14 protein-coding genes are annotated in these 19,042 nt (G+C 58.0%); 7 read left to right on the top strand and 7 right to left on the bottom strand.

Translation table 11 applies throughout. The annotated features are described in order from the left end of the window. Positions 1-167 precede the first annotated feature (167 nt). From ACQRBT_RS00630 to ACQRBT_RS00650, 5 genes are all read left to right on the top strand, one after another. A complete protein-coding gene (locus ACQRBT_RS00630; RefSeq protein WP_205345475.1) occupies positions 168-1,448 on the top strand; it encodes a glycerate kinase type-2 family protein in 1,281 nt (426 codons plus the stop codon). Next, positions 1,438-2,853, top strand: coding sequence for a pyruvate kinase (gene pyk, locus ACQRBT_RS00635; protein ID WP_412047158.1), 1,416 nt, complete (start codon positions 1,438-1,440; stop codon positions 2,851-2,853). The genes ACQRBT_RS00630 and pyk overlap by 11 nt, the downstream gene beginning before the upstream one ends. Positions 2,854-3,006: 153 nt before the next feature. Then, complete coding sequence (locus ACQRBT_RS00640; protein WP_412047159.1) at positions 3,007-3,882, top strand: urea transporter; 876 nt, start codon at positions 3,007-3,009, stop codon at positions 3,880-3,882. Between the two features lie 31 nt (positions 3,883-3,913). Further along, positions 3,914-4,735, top strand: a complete 822-nt coding sequence (locus tag ACQRBT_RS00645) for an ion transporter (protein WP_060754537.1) — start codon at positions 3,914-3,916, stop codon at positions 4,733-4,735. Positions 4,736-4,833: 98 nt separating this feature from the next. Further along, a complete protein-coding gene (locus ACQRBT_RS00650) occupies positions 4,834-5,838 on the top strand; it encodes a sulfate ABC transporter substrate-binding protein (protein WP_161548857.1) in 1,005 nt (334 codons plus the stop codon). A gap of 151 nt (positions 5,839-5,989) precedes the next feature. On the opposite strand, the gene ACQRBT_RS00655 is transcribed toward ACQRBT_RS00650, so the two are convergent. Continuing rightward, positions 5,990-6,604 (bottom strand): DUF5666 domain-containing protein, encoded by a 615-nt coding sequence (locus ACQRBT_RS00655; protein WP_060754539.1) that lies wholly within the window; start codon positions 6,602-6,604, stop codon positions 5,990-5,992. A 175-nt stretch (positions 6,605-6,779) separates the two neighbouring features. Here ACQRBT_RS00655 and ACQRBT_RS00660 point away from each other — a divergent pair, with 175 nt between their 5' ends. Next, positions 6,780-7,976: an MFS transporter gene (locus ACQRBT_RS00660; RefSeq protein WP_161548855.1), complete on the top strand. Its 1,197-nt coding sequence runs from the start codon at positions 6,780-6,782 to the stop codon at positions 7,974-7,976. Between the two features lie 126 nt (positions 7,977-8,102). On the opposite strand, the gene ACQRBT_RS00665 is transcribed toward ACQRBT_RS00660, so the two are convergent. The 5 genes from ACQRBT_RS00665 to phnN form a co-directional block, all read right to left on the bottom strand. Further along, complete coding sequence (locus ACQRBT_RS00665; protein WP_412047160.1) at positions 8,103-9,623, bottom strand: M10 family metallopeptidase C-terminal domain-containing protein; 1,521 nt, start codon at positions 9,621-9,623, stop codon at positions 8,103-8,105. Between the two features lie 235 nt (positions 9,624-9,858). Then, positions 9,859-11,646 (bottom strand): M10 family metallopeptidase C-terminal domain-containing protein, encoded by a 1,788-nt coding sequence (locus tag ACQRBT_RS00670; protein ID WP_427851666.1) that lies wholly within the window; start codon positions 11,644-11,646, stop codon positions 9,859-9,861. Between the two features lie 907 nt (positions 11,647-12,553). Beyond that, a complete protein-coding gene (locus ACQRBT_RS00675; protein ID WP_412047162.1) occupies positions 12,554-13,366 on the bottom strand; it encodes a M10 family metallopeptidase C-terminal domain-containing protein in 813 nt (270 codons plus the stop codon). A 621-nt stretch (positions 13,367-13,987) separates the two neighbouring features. Continuing rightward, entirely contained in the window at positions 13,988-15,538 is a 1,551-nt protein-coding gene (locus ACQRBT_RS00680) for a M10 family metallopeptidase C-terminal domain-containing protein (RefSeq protein WP_412047163.1), read from the bottom strand. A 350-nt stretch (positions 15,539-15,888) separates the two neighbouring features. Then, positions 15,889-16,461 carry a phosphonate metabolism protein/1,5-bisphosphokinase (PRPP-forming) PhnN gene (phnN, locus tag ACQRBT_RS00685; RefSeq protein ID WP_161548883.1) on the bottom strand — a complete coding sequence of 191 codons (573 nt, stop codon included), beginning with the start codon at positions 16,459-16,461 and terminating at the stop codon, positions 15,889-15,891. Between the two features lie 570 nt (positions 16,462-17,031). On the opposite strand from phnN, the gene ACQRBT_RS00690 reads away from it, so the two are divergent. Further along, on the top strand, positions 17,032-18,549 hold the full coding sequence (locus tag ACQRBT_RS00690; RefSeq protein WP_412047164.1) for an MFS transporter: 1,518 nt from the start codon (positions 17,032-17,034) through the stop codon (positions 18,547-18,549). A gap of 94 nt (positions 18,550-18,643) precedes the next feature. Here ACQRBT_RS00690 and ACQRBT_RS00695 read toward each other — a convergent pair whose 3' ends face one another. Next, a complete protein-coding gene (locus tag ACQRBT_RS00695) occupies positions 18,644-19,039 on the bottom strand; it encodes a hypothetical protein (RefSeq protein ID WP_060753302.1) in 396 nt (131 codons plus the stop codon). Positions 19,040-19,042 lie beyond the last annotated feature (3 nt).

The raw sequence follows: 19,042 nt of genomic DNA on the forward strand, positions 1-19,042 counted from the left end.
GGTCCTCCTGAAATACCGCGGCGTCTTTGTTGGGGCGGCTTTGCCACCCAGCGCGGGGCAAGCCCGCTCACTACAGAGTTTGGTCGAGGCCCCCTCCCACAGATTGATCGCATTTCAAGCTTGAAATGGTTGCATCTCTAATAACAAAAATTCCCGGGAGCCCGCTTATGTCGGTCGATCCGCAACACCTGCTTCGCGAGCTGTTTGCCACAGCCATCGAGGCCGCCCACCCCCGGCAAGTCCTGGAACCTTATCTGCCCGCCGACCGCAGCGGCCGGGTGATCGTGATCGGCGCCGGCAAAGCCGCGGCAGCCATGGCTTTGGTCGTCGAGAACTGCTGGCAGGGTGAAGTCACCGGCCTTGTGGTCACCCGCTACGGCCACGGCGCGCCGTGCAAGAAAATCGAAGTGGTCGAAGCCGCCCACCCCGTGCCCGATGCAGCGGGCCTGGCCGTGGCACAGCGTGTGCTGGGGCTGATCAGCGACCTGGGCGAAGACGACCGGGTGATCTTCCTGCTCTCCGGCGGCGGCTCTGCCTTGCTCGCCCTGCCCGCCGAAGGCATCACCCTGGCCGACAAACAAGCCATCAACAAAGCCCTGCTCAAATCCGGCGCCACCATTGGCGAGATGAATTGCGTACGCAAGCACCTCTCAGCCATCAAGGGCGGCCGATTGGCGAAAGCGGCCTGGCCCGCGACGGTCTACACCTATGCGATTTCCGATGTGCCCGGTGACCAGGCCACGGTGATCGCCTCCGGCCCCACGGTGGGTGACCCCAGCACGTCGCAACAGGCCCTGGCGATCCTCAAGCGCTACGGCATCGACGCCCCCGCCTCGGTGCGCAACTGGTTGCAGGACCCGGCCTCGGAAACCGTCAAACCCGGCGACCCGGTGCTCGCGCGCAGCCACTTCCAATTGATCGCACGCCCCCAGCAATCCCTCGAAGCCGTGGCGGTCAAAGTCCGCCAAGCGGGGTTCAGCCCGCTGATCCTCGGTGACCTGGAAGGCGAAGCCCGCGACGTGGCCAAGGTACACGCCGGTATCGCCCGGCAGATCGTGCAACATGGCCAGCCGTTGGCCGCGCCGTGCGTGATCCTCTCCGGCGGTGAAACCACCGTCACCGTGCGCGGCAATGGCCGTGGCGGGCGCAATGCCGAATTCCTGCTGAGCCTCACCGACAGCCTCAAGGGCCTGCCCGGCGTGTACGCCCTGGCCGGCGACACGGATGGCATCGACGGCTCGGAAGACAATGCCGGCGCGATCATGACCCCCACCAGCTACGCCCGCGCCGAAGCCCTGGGCCTGTCGGCCAGCGACGAGCTGGACAACAACAATGGCTACGGCTATTTCGCCGCGCTCGACGGTCTGCTCGTCACCGAGCCGACCCGTACCAACGTCAATGACTTGCGCGCCATCCTGATCCTTGAGACTGCCCACCATGACGCCTGACAAGAAGGTCAAAATCCTCGCCACCCTGGGGCCGGCCACCGACGGTATCGACGATATCCGCGAACTGGTGGAAGCCGGAGTAAACATCTTCCGCCTCAACTTCAGCCACGGTGAGCACGCCGATCATGCCCAGCGCTACCAGTGGATTCGCCAAGTGGAGCGCCAGTTGAATTACCCGCTGGGCATTCTCATGGACCTGCAGGGGCCGAAGTTGCGGGTCGGACGTTTTGCCGAGGGCAAGGTGCAACTGGTGCGCGGCCAGGTCCTGCGCCTGGACCTGGACCCGACGCCGGGCGACCAATGCCGGGTCAACCTGCCTCACCCGGAAATCATCGCAGCGCTGGAGCCGGGCATGGACCTGCTGCTGGACGACGGCAAGCTGCGCCTGCGGGTCATCACCAAGCACGCCGACGCCATCGACACGACCGTGCTCAATGGTGGCGAGTTGTCCGACCGCAAAGGCGTGAACGTCCCACAAGCCTTGCTGGAACTCAGCCCGCTGACCGCCAAGGACCGCCGCGACCTGAGCTTCGGCCTGGAGCTGGGCGTGGACTGGGTGGCGCTGTCCTTCGTGCAACGCCCGGAAGACATCCGCGAAGCCCGCGAACTGATCGGCGACAAGGCGTTCCTGATGGCCAAGATCGAAAAGCCGTCGGCCGTGCAGCGCCTGGCGGAAATCGCCGAATTGAGCGACGCGATCATGGTGGCCAGGGGCGACCTGGGGGTGGAAGTGCCGGCCGAGAGCGTGCCGCACATTCAGAAAGACATCATCCGTACTTGCCGCCAGTTGGGTAAACCGGTGGTGGTGGCCACGCAGATGCTCGAATCCATGCGCTTCTCGCCTGCGCCGACGCGCGCCGAAGTCACCGACGTAGCCAATGCGGTGGCTGAAGGGGCGGATGCGGTGATGCTGTCGGCGGAAACCGCCTCGGGCGATTACCCGCTGGAGGCCGTGCAGATGATGAGCAAGATCATCCGCCAGGTGGAAAACGGCCCGGACTACCAGACGCAACTGGAGGTCAACCGACCCAAGGCGCAGGCCACGGTGTCCGACGCGATCAGCTGCGCCATCCGGCGCATCAGCAGCATCCTGCCGGTGGCGGTGCTGGTGAACTACAGCGAGTCGGGCAACTCCAGCCTGCGTGCGGCGCGGGAACGCCCGGTGGCGCCGATTCTCAACCTCACGCCGAACCTGTCCACGGCGCGGCGTTTGAGCGTGGCGTGGGGCGTGCATTCAGTGGTCAATGACCGGCTGCGGCAGGTGGATGAGGTGTGCTCCACGGCGCTGGAGATCGCCCAGGCCCAAGGAATGGCGCAGCGTGGGGATACGTTGGTCATTACAGCGGGGGTGCCGTTTGGACAGTTGGGGTCGACCAATTCCTTGCGGATTGAGACGTTGATTTAGCGCCTGTCAGGGCCTCATCGGGAGCAAGTCGAATCGTCGCACCGCCCCTCCCACATTTAACTGCGTTCACAAATTTGTGTGTGTAAATGCAGTTAAATGTGGGAGGGGGCTTGCTCCCGATTGGGGGCAACCCAATCCAACTGACTGACCACCATGCACAACCCAACCTGCCCCGACTGGGCCGAAGCCCTGCTCAACGGTTTCAGCCAGATCTTCCTGCAACGCCACCCGCTATGCGGCCTGCTGTGCCTGCTGGCCATTCTGATCGGCGCTCCGGCGCTGTTCGGCGGGGCGCTGCTGGGCGGTGTGGCGGGATTGCTGACCGCCCAGCGCCGAGGGTATCCGAAGGTTGAGCGGCAGGCCGGCCTCTATAGCTATAACGGCGTGCTGCTGGGGTTGTTGATCAGCCAGCACTGCGCCTGGTCGGCGTTACTGCCGCCACTGATCCTGGCGTGCGGCGGCTTGAGTGCGATCCTCACACGGCAATGGCTGCAACATGCCACCCATGCGCAAGCCTTGCCCGCCTACACCGCGCCATTTGTCGGCCTTGGCTGGTTGCTACTGGGCACGGTGCCTGATAGCCCCTCTGCCCTGAGCGAACCCGATGCAGTGGCCTTGCTCACCGCCACCTTTACGGGGCTCGCGCAAATCCTGTTGCTCGATCAACCGCTGGCCGGCGCGTTGATTGCCCTGGGCCTGTTGCTGGCCAACCGCAGCGCCGCGTTATGGGCGTTGATCGGCGCCGGCAGCGGCGTGTGGGTCGGCTGGCTGCTGGATGACCCCACCGGCGCCCTGCTCGGCCTGCACAGCTACAACCCGGCACTCGCCGCCCTGGCGCTGAGCCAGGCCCATCGGCGCCCCTGGCTGCCGTTGCTCGGCATCCTGCTGGCGATTGCACTCACACCGGGTTTTGCCGCGCTGCACCTGCCGGCGCTGACCGCGCCGTTTATCCTCGCGTGCTGGCTGGTGCGCGCCAGCTGCCGGGTACTGCAGAAAACCCGCATGGACAGCCCCTTCGAATCCTCCTAGGCTGGCGCGATATTCGATTCAGGCGACTTCCATGGACAGCAACAACTGGCGTCAACGGCTGTATGTAATGGTGTTTCAGAGCGACACCGCGGCCGGGCGACGCTTCGACAGCACCCTGCTCTTGATCATCCTTGCCAGCCTGGTGATCGTGATCCTCGACAGTATCCAGGCGGTGCACGATAACTATGCCGACCTGCTGGCCTATATCGAATGGGGTTTCACCATCATCTTCGCCATCGAGTACGGGCTGCGCCTGTATTGCTCGCCCAAGCCGCTGCGCTATGCCTTCAGCTTCTACGGGTTGGTCGACTTGCTGGCCATCGTGCCGGGCATTCTGGCGCTGTACTACAGCGACGCCCAATACCTGCTGATCATCCGCATTATCCGCATGCTGCGTATCTTCCGGGTGCTCAAGCTGGGCCCCTACCTCAAGCAGGCCAACTACCTGATGTCGGCGCTGCGGGGCAGCAAGCAGAAAATCGTGGTGTTCCTGGTCAGCGTGTGCACCCTGGTCACGGTGTTCGGCACCCTGATGTACGTGATCGAAGGCCCGGAGCACGGGTTCACCAGTATTCCCAAGGGCATTTACTGGGCGATCGTGACCCTGACCACCGTCGGCTTTGGCGATATCGTGCCCAAGACCCCATTGGGCCAAGTGATTTCGTCGCTGGTGATGATCACCGGTTACTCGATCATCGCCGTGCCGACCGGGATCTTCACCGCGGAACTGGCCAACGCCATGCGTGGCGAGCAACTGCACACTGACTGCCCGGTGTGCAAGAAAAACAGCCACGAAGCCAATGCCGCATTTTGCTCCCGATGCGGTAATGCACTGTTTAAGAAAGTGGAATAAGCAAAGTTCGTTTTAATCTTTAAGCGACTATGCGCCCCCGGCTATAGTCGCTGGCAAATTGCCGCCCCCCTCTTCTCCCGAACAACAAGGAATGAGCAGTGAAAAAAATCCTCAGCGCGTCTCTACTGGCCGCCGGCCTGGCCCTGGCCGGTGCCGTCCAAGCCGCACCGGTCACCCTGCTCAACGTCTCCTACGACGTGATGCGTGATTTCTACAAGGACTACAACGCGGCCTTCCAGAAGCACTGGGAAGCCGAGCACCCGAACGACAAGCTCACCTTGCAGATGTCCTTCGGTGGGTCGAGCAAACAGGCGCGCTCGGTCATCGACGGCCTGCCGGCTGACGTGATCACCATGAACATGGCCACCGACATCAATGCCCTGGTCGACAACGGCCAACTGGTGCCCGACAACTGGGTCACCCGCCTGCCGAACAACAGCGCACCGTTTACCTCGGCCACGGTGTTTATCGTGCGCAAAGGCAACCCCAAGGCCCTGAAAGACTGGCCGGACCTGCTCAAGGATGGCGTGCAGGTGATCGTGCCCAACCCGAAAACCTCGGGTAACGGGCGCTATACCTACCTGTCGGCCTGGGGTTATGTGCTCAAGAACGGCGGCGACGAAAACAAGGCCAAGGCGTTTGTCGGCAAACTGTTCAAACAAGCGCCGGTACTGGATACCGGTGGCCGCGCCGCCACCACCACGTTCATGACCAACCAGATCGGCGACGTGCTGGTGACCTTTGAGAACGAAGCGGAAATGATCGCCCGTGAATTCGGGCGTGATCAATTCGAAGTGATCTACCCGAGCGTCTCCGCCGAAGCCGAACCCCCCGTGTCGGTGGTCGACAAGGTGGTCGAAAAGAAAGGCACCCGCACGGCCGCCGAGGACTACCTGAAATACCTGTGGTCGCCGCAAGGCCAGGAAATCGCCGCCAACAACTACCTGCGCCCACGTGATCCGCAGGTGCTGGCCAAGTACACCGACCGTTTCCCGAAGGTCGACTTCCTGTCGGTGGAAAAAACCTTTGGTGACTGGCGCACAGTGCAGAAGACCCACTTCAATGATGGTGGCGTGTTTGACCAGATCTACTCTGGCCAATAACCCTTTCAGATAAACCTGGTAAAAGTGTGGGAGGGGCGGTGCGACGATTCGACTTGCTCCCGATAGCAGAGTGTCAGTCAATGAATGAGTTGACTGATACACCGCTATCGGGAGCAAGCCCCCTCCCACTTGGGGTTCATGTGATTGGCTGTTACATGGGCGGCGTTACGCCGTCCTTGCCGGCTGAGATGGCTTGAGCGGTGATCGTTCCATCCGGCCCTTTCGCCGCAAACAGCACCACCTTCACCCCGGCCTTGAGCAGACTGCGATCCCCCGGCTCCAGGTTGACGATGGGCACACCCTCCGGCACTACGATCTTCTGCTCGCCCCCCTTGTATTTGACGGTCAGGGTGCGACCGTTGCTGACCACCAGATCACCGACGGTGCCGTTGGTCATGCTGCTGCCTTCCTTCAAGTCAAATGCACGGTGCCCGTCGCCGGTGCCGGCCATGGCCGGTGGGAACACATGCACTTCGAGCGCCGTGAGGGTGCCGTCGGCATTCGGCATTGCGGCCGAGCCGATATAGCTGCCGGGCTTGATTTCATCGATCCTGGCCAGCGTGACGGCGCGCACCTGGGTGGCTTGGGTGAGGTTGACGGTGACCTCTTCACCGCTGTTGGCCTTGACCTGCAGCGCGTCACCGTCGACCGCCGTAATCTCGCCGCGAACCCCGACACGCGGAGCCTCGGCAGCGTGGGCCAAGCCCACGGCCATGGCGGCGGCGAGGGTCGAAGCCATGAGCATCTTGTTCAACGTGATCTTCATCGCAAGCGTTTCCTGTTTCAGCCTTTGTGCCTGAATGTATCATCACCCTCGGCGCAGAAAATTAACGATTCAGTCATCAATGCCGCGCATGAGTGATATCACTGCCAGCGGTCTACCCCGGCGGCGGTGTTGCCTTTAGGCTTGCGCCACTTTCCTACGCTTTTATGAGAACACCATGAACGCTACTTCCCACACTGCGAGCACGATGACCCGGAGCATGGTGATGCTGTTCGCGTTTTGCTGCGGCGCCATCGTTGCCAACATCTACTACGCACAACCGATCATCGAGCTGATTGCACCGGATATCGGCCTGACCCCGGCGATGGCCAGCCTGATCGTGTCCCTGACGCAGATCGGCTACGCCCTCGGCCTGTTCTTCCTCGTACCGCTGGGCGATCTGCTGGAAAACCGCAAGCTGATGATCACCACGACCGTCGTGGCCATCGCCAGCCTGCTGGGCGCAGCGTTTACCGAACAGCCGAACCTGTTCCTGCTGGTGTCGTTGCTGATCGGTTTCAGTTCGGTCTCGGTGCAGATCCTGATCCCGCTGGCCGCGCACCTGGCGCCCGCCGAGTCCCGTGGACGTGTGGTCGGCAGCATCATGGGCGGCCTGTTGCTCGGTATCCTGCTGTCACGCCCGGTGTCCAGTGTGGTGGCCGACCATTTCGGCTGGCGTGCGATGTTCATGGCCGCCGCCGCGCTGATGGCGTTTATCAGCGTGGTGCTGCTGCTGACCATCCCCAAGCGCCAACCCGACCACAGTGCCAGTTATGCTCAGTTGTTGCGCTCCCTTGGCACCCTGGTGCGTGAGCAACCGCTGCTGCGCCAGCGCGCGTTCTATCAGGCCTGCCTGTTCGCCACCTTCAGCCTGTTCTGGACCGCCGCCCCATTGGAACTGGCGCGCAACCACGGCCTGAGCCAAAGCGAAATCGCGCTGTTTGCCCTGGTGGGCGCCCTGGGCGCTGTTGCCGCGCCCATCGCCGGTCGCCTGGCCGATGCCGGCCACACCCACCGCGCCTCGTTGCTGGCGATGTTGTTCGCGGCGCTGAGCTTCCTGCCGGCCTTCGTACACCCGCTGTACAGCGTCATCGGCCTGGCCGTCACCGGCGTGGTCCTGGACTTCTGCGTGCAGATGAACATGGTGCTCGGCCAACGCGCCATCTACGCCCTCGACGCCAAAAGCCGCAGTCGCCTCAACGCGCTGTACATGACCAGCATCTTCATCGGCGGCGCCTTCGGCTCGGCGATTGCCAGCAGCGTGTATGAACAGGGCGGTTGGTTGGGGGTGATGCTGGTAGGCAGTGCCTTCCCGCTGGTGGCGTTGTTGCGATTCCTGAGTGCGGCACGTGGCGTCTCGGTGGCCACCGCCTGATCGATCTTCTATCCGTCGGAATATTGTTTCAAATGCACAAAAGGGCAGGACTTGATCAATCACCGATCAGTCCTGCCCAGCTTTAACGAATGCCACGGCGATCATTGAAAATACGCCGCATGCCCCTTAGAGATAGCCATCCTCCTTGATATTCAGCCCAATGACATCTTCCGGGCTGATCATTCGTGTGCTTTTGATCAGGAAGTCCGTCTTGCCGTCACCATCCAGGTCTATTGCCAGCAGGTAGCGCCCCGATTGAGGATTGAACTTGATGAGGGTGTCACCCGCTTGACCGGTGTAGGCATTCACGAAGTTAAAGGCAACCTTGCCGTCGATGGCCATCTGCGACAGATCGATCTTGTCCTGGCCGGTGTTGAAGTCCAGCAATAAATCGGCTTGGGTACGTGTCGAGTCCGCGAAGGCATTGAACTTGAAGGTGTTCCACCCGCCCCCGCCGACCAAGGTGTCCGCTCCCGCGCCCCCGGTCAGCACGTTGTCCGCAGCATTCCCCACGATCCGGTCGTTACCACGGCCCCCAATGGCATTTTCGATCACCGTGTTCTCAGCGATCCTGACGTTTTCCCTCAATCCCCCCACGTTGGACCGTGAACCGCCCCGCAAGTCGATCGACTGATCCTGCTCGAAACCGGAAAAATCAAATGTATCCACTCCTCGGTCGTCCCAGACGGTGAAGTCTGGTTTGTCGGAGGCGGACGTGAGGGTCATTTCCGGTTTACCCGTGTTGGAGTTGAAACCGTAGATGGTGTCATCCGACAGGGTTTTAACTCCAGGTTTCGCGTCATCGGTGGGTTTGGTTTCGCCTTTAGGCTTCGCATCACCAGCGGGTTTGGTTTCGCCTTTAGGCTTCACATCACCAGCGGGTTTGGTTTCGCCTTTAGGCTTCACATCACCGGCAGGTTTGGTTTCATCTTTAGGCTTCGCGTCACCGGCAGGTTTGGTTTCGCCTTTAGGCTTCACATCACCAGCGGGTTTGGTTTCGCCTTTAGGCTTCGCGTCACCGGCAGGTTTGGTTTCATCTTTAGGCTTCGCGTCACCGGCAGGTTTGGTTTCATCTTTAGGCTTCACATCACCGACGGGCTTGGGTTCACCTTTAGGCTTCGCATCACCGACGGGCTCGGGTTCACCTTTAGGCTTCGCATCACCGACGGGCTCGGGTTCACCTTTAGGCTTCGCATCACCGACGGGCTCGGGTTCACCTTTAGGCTTCGCATCACCGACGGGCTTGGGTTCACCTTTAGGCTTTGCATCAGCAGGTTTCGTTTCACCCTGAGGCTTGGGTTCTGGAGTTGGCCGAGGTTCATCTCCCTGAGGCATAGGCTCACAGCTGGCAGTGGCTACGTTACCGCTGAAGCCGATGATGGCCGCGAAAGATAAGTTGCTCAAGGCTGTTTCTCCAGGCTGCAATAACTTGGAGGGCACACCGACATTCGGGTTTGATCCATAAAGGCGCTGAAGACTGGAAAACCCATTTGTCACCGACATAGACAAACCGAGCAACGGAGACCGCGTAGAGGTCTGTTTTTCAATAAGCGAGTGCTCGTATGGGTTATGTACAATGGGTAACAGCTGAGGAACCACATTGGTGGATGCATGGAAATTTACAACGGGTGCATTCATATTAATCATAATTACTTTTCTCTTTAAGTTAAAAAAACAACGGCCCAACACTTCGCAACAGTAGAACTTACGAATTATTAAATAATTACTTTCGAGCCATAGCTCACACACCAAGGCGATTAATGCACCACCTTAATTTTCTGAGCGATGCCAAAAGACCATTCTCATCACACTGGATTTAGACTGATCAAGCGATCAGCGAGAGGATCAACTATTCAAGTAACACAACTTACTTAAATATATTTCACACATTTTTATTATTTAATGGATCGATTTGCCATGCCCGCGCCGTAAATGCAGCGCTATCAAAGGCCGACACCAGCGTCGATCGATGCTCCGCAGATTTGGCATGGAATCTATGTGCGTCATTCAGGCCCCCAGGGCCCACCTGCGGCCCGCAAAGATCCGCTGGAGGTCGTGGACGCGGGTCTGTCTTCGGCTCGCAGACATCCGGACGTGGGGCTGGCTTGGGCTCCTTCGGCACAGGGCATGGCTCCGGCCTGGGTTCCTTCGGCACAGGACGTGGCTCCGGCCTGGGCTCCTTCGGCACAGGGCATGGCTCCGGCCTGGGTTCCTTCGGCACAGGGCATGGCTCCGGCCTGGGCTCTTTCGGCACAGGGCATGGCTCCGGCCTGGGCTCCTGCGGCACAGGGCATGGCTCCGGCCTGGGTTCCTTCGGCACAGGACGTGGCTCCGGCCTGGGCTCCTGCGGCACAGGACGTGGCTCCGGCCTGGGTTCCTGCGGCACAGGACGTGGCTCCGGCCTGGGCTCCTTCGGCACGGGCGAGGGTGCCGGATTTTCGCCATTCGCCTGGACATCCCCCGCCTTCATCTGGCCAATGCTATTTATCAACAGATCCGCCTTGCCGTTGCCCGTCAGGTCCAATGCCAGGCTTCCCTCGCGACTACCCGCGTCGTACCTGAGCACGACTTGACCCGGTTGACCGGTTAAATGATCGACGAACTTGACCGCTTTGATACCTGTAGCTTTCAGGACCGCAGAGAGATCAATCGTATCTGCGCCACTTTCAAAATCCAGAATGACATCGGGGTTGTCCGGGGTGGAGTCACTTGCCCGGTCATAGACAAAAGTGTCGCCCCCACCACCGCCTTGCAGACGATCTGCGCCGCCGCCGCCTTTGAGGCGGTTAGCCACCTGATTGCCCAGCAGCGTGTCATTTCCCTTGCCGCCCAGGGCATTTTCCACCACGACACCCTTGGCGATGGAGACATTGCCCTTTAACGCTCCTACGTCTGAAAACGACTCAGCATTGAGATTGATCTTCTGATTCTGTGAAAACCCGGAAAAATCCAATGTATCGTTCCCACCACCGTCCCACACACAGAAAATAGGATTGTCGCTGTCCGCCTTCAAACTAAGGGCTTCACGGTTCGTATTGGAGTTGAACCCGTATGTGGTATCGGTATTACGGGTTTTGTTGTTCGCGCCGTAGAGTTTCTGAATAGCCGCAATGTCATCCATCATCGGCGCAGAGGGGTTCAGCGACTTGAAATCGTGCCCGGGCTGATTCTTTTCCGAGAAGTAGCTCATCACCGAGCGCGCCCGGGTATCCCCCGCATACTCCGCGTGAAGCCCATAGTCGCCAAAACCATCATAACCACCTGGGTGTTCCAGCCCGATGGAATGGCCGATTTCGTGGATGAGCACCTCACGGAAAAAACTGCCGATCTTCGGGTCTGCCCCCACACCCAGGGTCCCAATATTTGCGAATGTTCGATTCATTGACTTATTGGGGAGCGAGGCCACGCCAGAAGGTGTTCCAGCCATATCATTGATATCGACATGGCCGTCGGCTTTTTGCGCGTTTTCAGTAAACGTCACATTGGCGACATCCTGCCAAGATTGCAGTGCTTGCCTGGCCTGATCCGCCTGCTGCGGAGTGAAGCCCTTGGCGATCCGATACGATAAGTCAATTTTCTTGTCGCCATCGCGGTCATGAAACCGGTAGCCACCTCGGGTAATTTTTTTCCCAGCCTGCTCTGTTGTTAATACGGCCTTCTTACTGCCCAAGGTGTACGTCTTGATAGGCTGCCCAGGGCTGATACTGCTCCAGGGATTAGACGCCTTATTTACACTAACGGCAGTAGCGGGCGGTCCGGGTACTCTCATAAACCATAGTCCTCATTTCAATCAAACTCGGGGTAAACAATTGTCAAACTCGAGATACCGAATCCCCGCTCATCAAGAGCGGCACTAGTTGTCGGCACACCCTTAAGTTCGCACACAGCCGCTTGGCGTTCCAGACACTAATTAATTCACCCTGACACATTCTAAATCCTGATCACACTTTTCCTTAACCACGCAAAACCCTGAAACCACCCCCACCTCAGACACACACGTAGAACCTTCATAAGCCACTGACTTTGCAGAAAAAACAAATTATAAAGTACACTAAAAATCAGAATAATTTCATCGCATTGCTCACAATCAGATAACACCAACCTCATCAAAAACTCAAAGTTAAACACCCCCTCTCTTACTATGACTACATAACTATCCATTCAAGACAAGGATCTAAGAATCTGGCTTGAGTGAAAAACTCAACATTTCAAAAAAATAGATTATTCTCTGTCTCGCGTCGGTAAATTAATGCCTACAGCATTATTCCTGCCTGACAAATCAAACCTTCGGAGCAAAAAAAGTAAAATGCAGGCGAATGCGTCAACCAGGTCGACAAGACGGCCAAGTGCACACATTTGCCTCAGCAAAGCTAAGTAGGGGGAAGGATCATGCCAGGAGGGGTTGATAGCGCCGACACGGAACCTTCAGGCTGCCATGCTGAATCAGAAAGCAGGCTTGAACGCGAAGCCAGGGCGCGTTTCAAGCCTGTAAATAGATAAATATGAGGCTGATAGTTACAGCGAGGGGATCAACGCAATGTTTCCGTGCACATCAGTCGAGCGCACGGCTCATGTGTTCAGGACAATCCGATGACATCCTCCGGGCCGAAAGGCCGAGTACTCTTTATCAGGAAGTCACTGTGGCGATTACCCGACATGTCGACCGCCATAAAATAGCGCCCGCTGTTTGCATTGTATTTAATGATTGTGTCACCGGGTCGCCCCGTGAAGCTGTGCACCAGGTTCAGCCTGACGCCAGCCGCATTTGCCATGCCGCACAAATCAATCTTGTCCCAACCTGTCTTGAAATCCGTGAGCAGGTCGGCATTCTCGTAAGTGGAGTCAGCTGCCGCATTATATTTGAAGACATTACTCCCGCCGCCGCCACTCAATGTGTCTGCGCCCTCCCCCCCAAGCAGGACATTATCAGATGAGTTACCGATTATCCGATCGTTGCCTGCCCCCCCCACAGCATTTTCAATCTTCGACTCGCGGCTGATATACACATTGTTAGCCATCCCACCGACACTGGAGTAAGTACCCGCCCCCAGATTGATAACCTGATGCTGCTTGAACCCGGAAAAATCCAAGGTATCGTTGCCCCCTGCATCCTTGACGCTGAACCATGGTCTGTCATAGGTAGATACCAGGGAAGTTTGAGTATTCCCGGTATTCGAATTGAACCCATACCGGGTATCGCCCGGAAAATGTTGCGCCGGACGCGGCTCAGGCTTCGGGCTTGGCTCCAGCACAGGGGCTGGGCATGCCGCCAAGACAGCCTTCGGACCAGGCTTGGGTTCAGATGCCGGGCGCGGATGCGCACTCCCCCATGGCGCGTATCGGGTAAAAGCCTGCTGGAATTTCATATAGGCCCTGGCGAACAGGCTCATCACTTCGCTCCCCCCTGGAAACCCCGCCATAATCTGCTGATTGCCGCCGGAGGCGGACGGTAGGTTTGCGTTCCCCGGGCCCGCCCATCCCCTGTCGAGTACGTTGGGTGCCAGGACATTTACCGTGGACGAAAAATGACTACGGGTGTGGTAGTTGTGCAGGCGAGAAGTACTGGACATCATCGTATCATCAGGCCGACCACTCAAAGTAGACTGCTCCGCAAAGCGCGATGAACTATACGTTTGAAAACTGATATTAGAGCCATGAACCGTCATAAGCCAACACTCTCCATCCAGAAAATATTTCGAATACAAACAATTAAAACCCATTGCCGGAATCAAATACACATAGGAAATAAATGAGCATCCGATCAAAGCAGCTCTAAATTCTCACGACAAAAAAAGCGCGACAACAGCTTATTTATTTCAGACTAAAACACTCACCCACTCTGACAAGAAGAGCAATACAAAAACACCAATGCAAACTTTGACAAAAACCTTCCAACCCCCTTTAAAACTAAAGACAACAGGCCAACCGCTTTTAAAATAACCTCAAATCCTGTAACGCGCTGTCTTTAAACACTAGGTACTCACCCGCACAGGGTACAAACTGGCTTGGCATTATTTGAACCATGAAAATATTCGGCTTACCCAGCCGATGGCCGTCGTGGAGAGTTTATTCACCGTTCTTTTGACGAGCCCAGCCAAGCCGAACGTGAGCGGGGCCGGAGCCGAGTCCGGAATCGGTTCAGGCTCAGGCTCAGGCTCAGGCTCAGGCTCAGGCTCAGGCTCAATGGTTGGTTCTGGTTCAGGAGCGGGTTCCACATTTGGTGCGACCGTCGGCCCAGGGGCGCTCCAGATCACATCCGTCTGCTTGATCTGGCCACGACTGAGGATCAGCAGATCAGCCTCGCCGCTCCCTGTCGTATCCACAGCCAGGCGGTAACGGCCTGTATTCGAATCATGACTGAGTATGGCGTCGCCCGCCTGGCCGCTGAACCGCTCGGAGAAGTTCAGGTCCTTGAGGCCTGCTGCTCGAAGCACACCGGAAACGTCGATCCGGTCGACACCACTAGTGAAGTCCTCAAGGGTGTCAGGCTTTTGTGGGGTAGAGTCACTGATGCGCTCATAAATGAAAGTGTCCGATCCAGCCCCCCCACGCAGCTTATCGCTGCCCTTGCCGCCTTTGAGGCGATTGTCGCCGTCGTTCCCCTTCAACGTATCGTCACCGTATCCGCCGATGGCATTTTCGATAACCACCCCTTTGGCAATGGAGACGTTTCCCCGCAGCCCACCCACATCCGAGAACGCCTCGGCATCGAGGTTGATGTTCTGGTTATGGGCAAACCCGGAAAAATCCAGCGTATCGTTGCCCGCGCCGTCCCAGACCGTGAAGACCGGCTTTTCAGTTGCACGCTTGAGGCTATAAACCTCACGACCGGCGTTGGAGTTGAAGCCATACGTGGTATCGGTATCTCGGGTCTTGGTGTTCTTTCCATAAAGCCTTTGAACCGCCGCAATATCATCCATCATGGGCGCACAGGGGCTTTGGTTGGCGAAGTTGTGCCCGGGTTGGTTGGTTTCCGCCCAGTAACTCATGACGCTGCGCGCTTTGGTGTCCTGTTTGTAGGCCGCAGAACTGCTGTAGCTGTGGCCCATGCCGTCGTAGTCGCCCGGATGGCTGAGCCCCAGGGTATGTCCCAGTTCATGGATCGCCAAACCCAGGAACGCGCTGCCTATCGCCGGCTTACCCCCGCCACCCCCGGTGCCTATATTGGCGGTGACCCGAGATTGAGACTGGTTAGGCATATACGCGTGACCAGACCAAGAACCCGCCACGCCATTGACCGTGATATGGCCATCGGTGTTCGAGCCATTTTCAACAAAGTTGATGTTTGTAACATCCGCCCAGTATTGCAAGGCTTCCCTGATACGCACCTTCTGAGGCTCGGTAAATCCTCCAACCAGGTTAAAACCAACAACGATTTTATTATCACCATTGCGATCATAAAACTTGCAACCTTCGCGTGTTATATGTTTTGCCGCTTGATCCGTATTAAAGGAGCGCTGTGTACCGACCCACTTTAAAACATCAATTTTATTCGAGCACGGTGGTTCGGACGGCAAAGAATCGGGGTGTGACAGGAAAGGATGTCTGACAGGGATCTGCATGCCATGAATACTCTTGGGCGTTGAGCACAATCCATAATGAATTTTCGATGCTGACCAATCCGTCGCCAGCCCGATAAAAGTCCCATAGATAAAAAGCGCCAGCCACCCAGACTTTATTGCAAGACCACTGCCTGAAAACCGCCGAACAATAAGCTGCCTTGACTGTTCTATTACAAACCGTCAACAAGCTGTTTTATAAAGAAAAAATACTTCGCAACAAGCGAGCAATCTATTGAAGTGAAAACATCAAGAAACCCACCCAAACGCACCGGTAACTAGTGGAACACTCTCGTTACCCCTGTCTCACTTCCAACACGTCTGACGCCTACATTACGCAATGAACGCGGACGTCAGGCACATGCCGCGTCCCCGTGATCCAGGCAGCACAACAGGCGCTCGACGGTATGCTCAAGGGGGCCGGAGTTATCCAGCACGAATAATCCCGCGCCATTGCCGGCAATCAGCTCGGCGGTGAACCGCACGTTGCGCGCCAGGCGCTCTTCAATGTCCGCCAGCGACTCACGCCCGCGTGCGATGAGGCGTTCACGCAACACCGCTTGATCCACGGTCAGCAGCAACACCAACGAGGTCGGATAGCGTTCACGCGTCTGCGCCAGATGCGCTCGGGAGCCATTGACCAGCACATCCTCCCCCGCCGCCAGCCAGACGTCGATTTCCCTCGGGATGCCATAAGACAGCCCATTGGCCTGCCAACTCAGGGCAAATGCGCCCTCGTCCTGCATCGCGGCAAACTGCTGCGGGCTCACGCCCTGCGCCGCCTCGCCCACCGCCTCCGCCGAACGCGTGATCACGCGGCGCACAATGCGGCAGCCGCGTTCGAGCAAACGTGGGCGTGCGGCCTCCAGCAGGCTGTCCTTGCCCGAACCCGACGGCCCGATGAGATAGATCAACCTGCCCGCCATCAAAACACCCTCTTCGCTTGTCGCCAGACTGGCCTGGTAGTCGCTGGAAAGTATACCCAGCAATCCCCCGGCCGCCAGGCCGGCGGCGGCCACATTACCCGAGTGCGATACGCCGCGCACCCAGTTCGGTGCGCCCATCGGCATGATCATGTTCAGTGCTGAGAGCCAAGTCGCTAGTACGCTTTTAGGGGGCGAATGCGAACCCGAAGAAACCCAAGCATTTTGTTCTGTATTGTTCGCTGCTTGTATTTATCAGACATGAAAAAAGCCGGTGACCGCCGTTAGAGGCTACAGATAAATACGTTTCCCCTAAACTCGCGGCGTCTGTTGTCAGACTTGTAAATTTATAACAGCGATACAAGAAGAAACAAATACTCGATGGTCGCACCTCAATACAAATTATACAAAGCTCGTCACGTTCCAACATGGGAACGCTTTTCTTCTTATAACCGCCAGTCAATTAGGGATATGGAACATGGAGTTCGACGTAATTGCAGTAGACGCAGCCTCTCTGGCCCGCCTGCTTGGACTGAACGCTTGGCAATTCACAATGTGTAGAAGGAGCCGGTGATGTCTTTAGCGGCTGATGAAGTAAAACGACAAACCCGGTCTCGGCGGTGGTTGGCTCTAGCGATATTGATGCTACCGGTCTTGCTGGTGACCGTGGATAACACGGTCTTGGGCTTCGCACTGCCAAAAATCGCTGAGGCGTTACACCCTAGCGCCAGCCAGCAGTTATGGATGATTGATGCCTATTCACTGGTATTGGCAGGATTGCTGATTACCATGGGTAGCCTGGGTGATCGCAAAGGCCATCGAAAACTGCTGTTGATCGGGTCACTGGGGTTTACCGTCGTTTCAGTCATGACAGCTTACTCTCACACTGCCTCCCAACTGATCGTGGGACGTGCCTGTATGGGGATCTTCGGTGCCATGTTGATGCCTTCGACATTGGCGTTGATTCGGTCACTCTTCGAAGACCGGGAAGAGCGGCGCATGGCCGTGGCTATCTGGGCGACAACGTTGACGGTCGGTTCTGCGCTTGGACCTTTGGTTGGTGGCGTTCTGCTCGAGTTCTTTGCCTGGGGATCGATTTTTCTACTGGCGGTACCGGTGCTGGTGCCCTTATTAGTGCTCGGCCCCTGGCTGTTGCCTGAGTCGGAGCCCGATGCTTCCGGGCCTATGGACGCCATCAGTACTGTGCAATCCATCGTGGCGCTCAGTGCTCTGGTGTATAGCATCAAGCATATCGCCAGCGATGCTCTGGATGTGTCCGCGCTGGTGGCCTTCGGCGTTGCAGTGGTTATCGGTTGGCAATTCGTACGCCGCCAATTGCACCTGTCGACGCCGTTGATGGACCTGGGCCTGTTTCGCAACAAGACGTTCAGCGGGTCGGTGACGATTAATCTGATGAGCTTGGCTTTCCTGATAGGTTTTGTATTTTTCTCCACTCAATTCCTGCAAATCGTTCTGCAAATGTCCCCCCTTAGCGCCAGTATCGCGCTGATTCCGGGTCAGATCATGGCAATTGCGGTGGGCATCCTGATAGTCCCGGTCGCGCAGCGAGTATCGGTCAATGTCCTGATTCCCATCCTGCTGGCCTTTACTGCCGGCGCATTTTTGTTGGTTGCAGGCCTGGGCAGTAGTTTGACGGTGATTGTGGCGGCGTTTGCATTGCTGAACATTGGCGTCGGTGCAATCGCTACTGTCTCCAACGACGTGATTCTGTCGGCCGTCCCACCCACCAAAGCCGGAGCAGCATCAGCCATCAGCGAAACCGCCTATGAAGTCGGGGTAGTGCTCGGCACCACCCTGCTCGGAGGCCTTGTCACCGCCTATTACCGCGGCACATTGCAATTACCCGACTTCCTGACGCCTATGCAGATGAGCCTGGCAAGCGAGACATTGGCAGGCGCTCATGCGGTATCAGCCACATTGGTGGGAGATCAGGCCAGTGAATTGATGAACAGTGCCACGCGGGCATTTGAGGGAGGTGCTCACCTGATGGCCTGGACCACCTTCAGTTTGGCGGTGCTGGCCATCGTCGTCGCTAGGTGTACGCTGAAGGCTCGTCAGACAGCGGCATAGAGTCGGAACCAGAAGTACTCCCACATTTGCCCAGCAGTGACCGGCAAAGTGGATTTCAAACCCATGAAAAAGGCGACCCGAAGGTCGCCTTTTGTCATTGCGCGTACTGCTTGCTCAACCCTGGCGGCACGCCGTGCACATCGGTTTCTTCCCAGGGGCCGTTCGGGCTGATCGAACGACTCCAGCCGTTGCTCCAGCGGTAGTAGGTGCGCTGGCGATAGAAGGTGTCGGGCTGGTCGTCGAGCACGTAGACCTGCATCTTGCCGTCCCAGTGGCTGGCGGCGCCCGGTGGCGGGGCGAACGTCGGCGATTTGCTGGGCTGTGGTTTGGGGGCCGGAGTGACTGGGCCGGACGGCTTGGTGCTCGGTTGGGTCGATGGGCCTGACGGTGGGATCGTCGGGCCGGTGGGCGCTGGAGGGGGCCGGTGGACCGCACAGGCGCTCAGGCCGAGTACCAGGCTGAGCAAGGTGATGCGTGCAAATGCGGTCATGGC

The organism is Pseudomonas sp. R19M (assembly GCF_050312585.1).
Lineage (GTDB): Bacteria > Pseudomonadota > Gammaproteobacteria > Pseudomonadales > Pseudomonadaceae > Aquipseudomonas > Aquipseudomonas palleroniana.

Excerpts from the sequence above, each read along its gene's own strand:
- ACQRBT_RS00660 (WP_161548855.1), top strand. The coding sequence starts at position 6,780 with ATGAACGCTACTTCCCACACTGCGAGCACGATGACCCGGAGCATGGTG.
- ACQRBT_RS00665 (WP_412047160.1), bottom strand. The coding sequence starts at position 9,623 with ATGATTAATATGAATGCACCCGTTGTAAATTTCCATGCATCCACCAAT.
- pyk (WP_412047158.1), top strand. The coding sequence starts at position 1,438 with ATGACGCCTGACAAGAAGGTCAAAATCCTCGCCACCCTGGGGCCGGCC.
- ACQRBT_RS00655 (WP_060754539.1), bottom strand. The coding sequence starts at position 6,604 with ATGAAGATCACGTTGAACAAGATGCTCATGGCTTCGACCCTCGCCGCC.
- ACQRBT_RS00640 (WP_412047159.1), top strand. The coding sequence starts at position 3,007 with ATGCACAACCCAACCTGCCCCGACTGGGCCGAAGCCCTGCTCAACGGT.
- ACQRBT_RS00680 (WP_412047163.1), bottom strand. The coding sequence starts at position 15,538 with ATGCAGATCCCTGTCAGACATCCTTTCCTGTCACACCCCGATTCTTTG.
- ACQRBT_RS00695 (WP_060753302.1), bottom strand. The coding sequence starts at position 19,039 with ATGACCGCATTTGCACGCATCACCTTGCTCAGCCTGGTACTCGGCCTG.
- ACQRBT_RS00690 (WP_412047164.1), top strand. The coding sequence starts at position 17,032 with ATGTCTTTAGCGGCTGATGAAGTAAAACGACAAACCCGGTCTCGGCGG.
- phnN (WP_161548883.1), bottom strand. The coding sequence starts at position 16,461 with ATGGCGGGCAGGTTGATCTATCTCATCGGGCCGTCGGGTTCGGGCAAG.
- ACQRBT_RS00675 (WP_412047162.1), bottom strand. The coding sequence starts at position 13,366 with ATGAGCCTGTTCGCCAGGGCCTATATGAAATTCCAGCAGGCTTTTACC.
- ACQRBT_RS00630 (WP_205345475.1), top strand. The coding sequence starts at position 168 with ATGTCGGTCGATCCGCAACACCTGCTTCGCGAGCTGTTTGCCACAGCC.
- ACQRBT_RS00645 (WP_060754537.1), top strand. The coding sequence starts at position 3,914 with ATGGACAGCAACAACTGGCGTCAACGGCTGTATGTAATGGTGTTTCAG.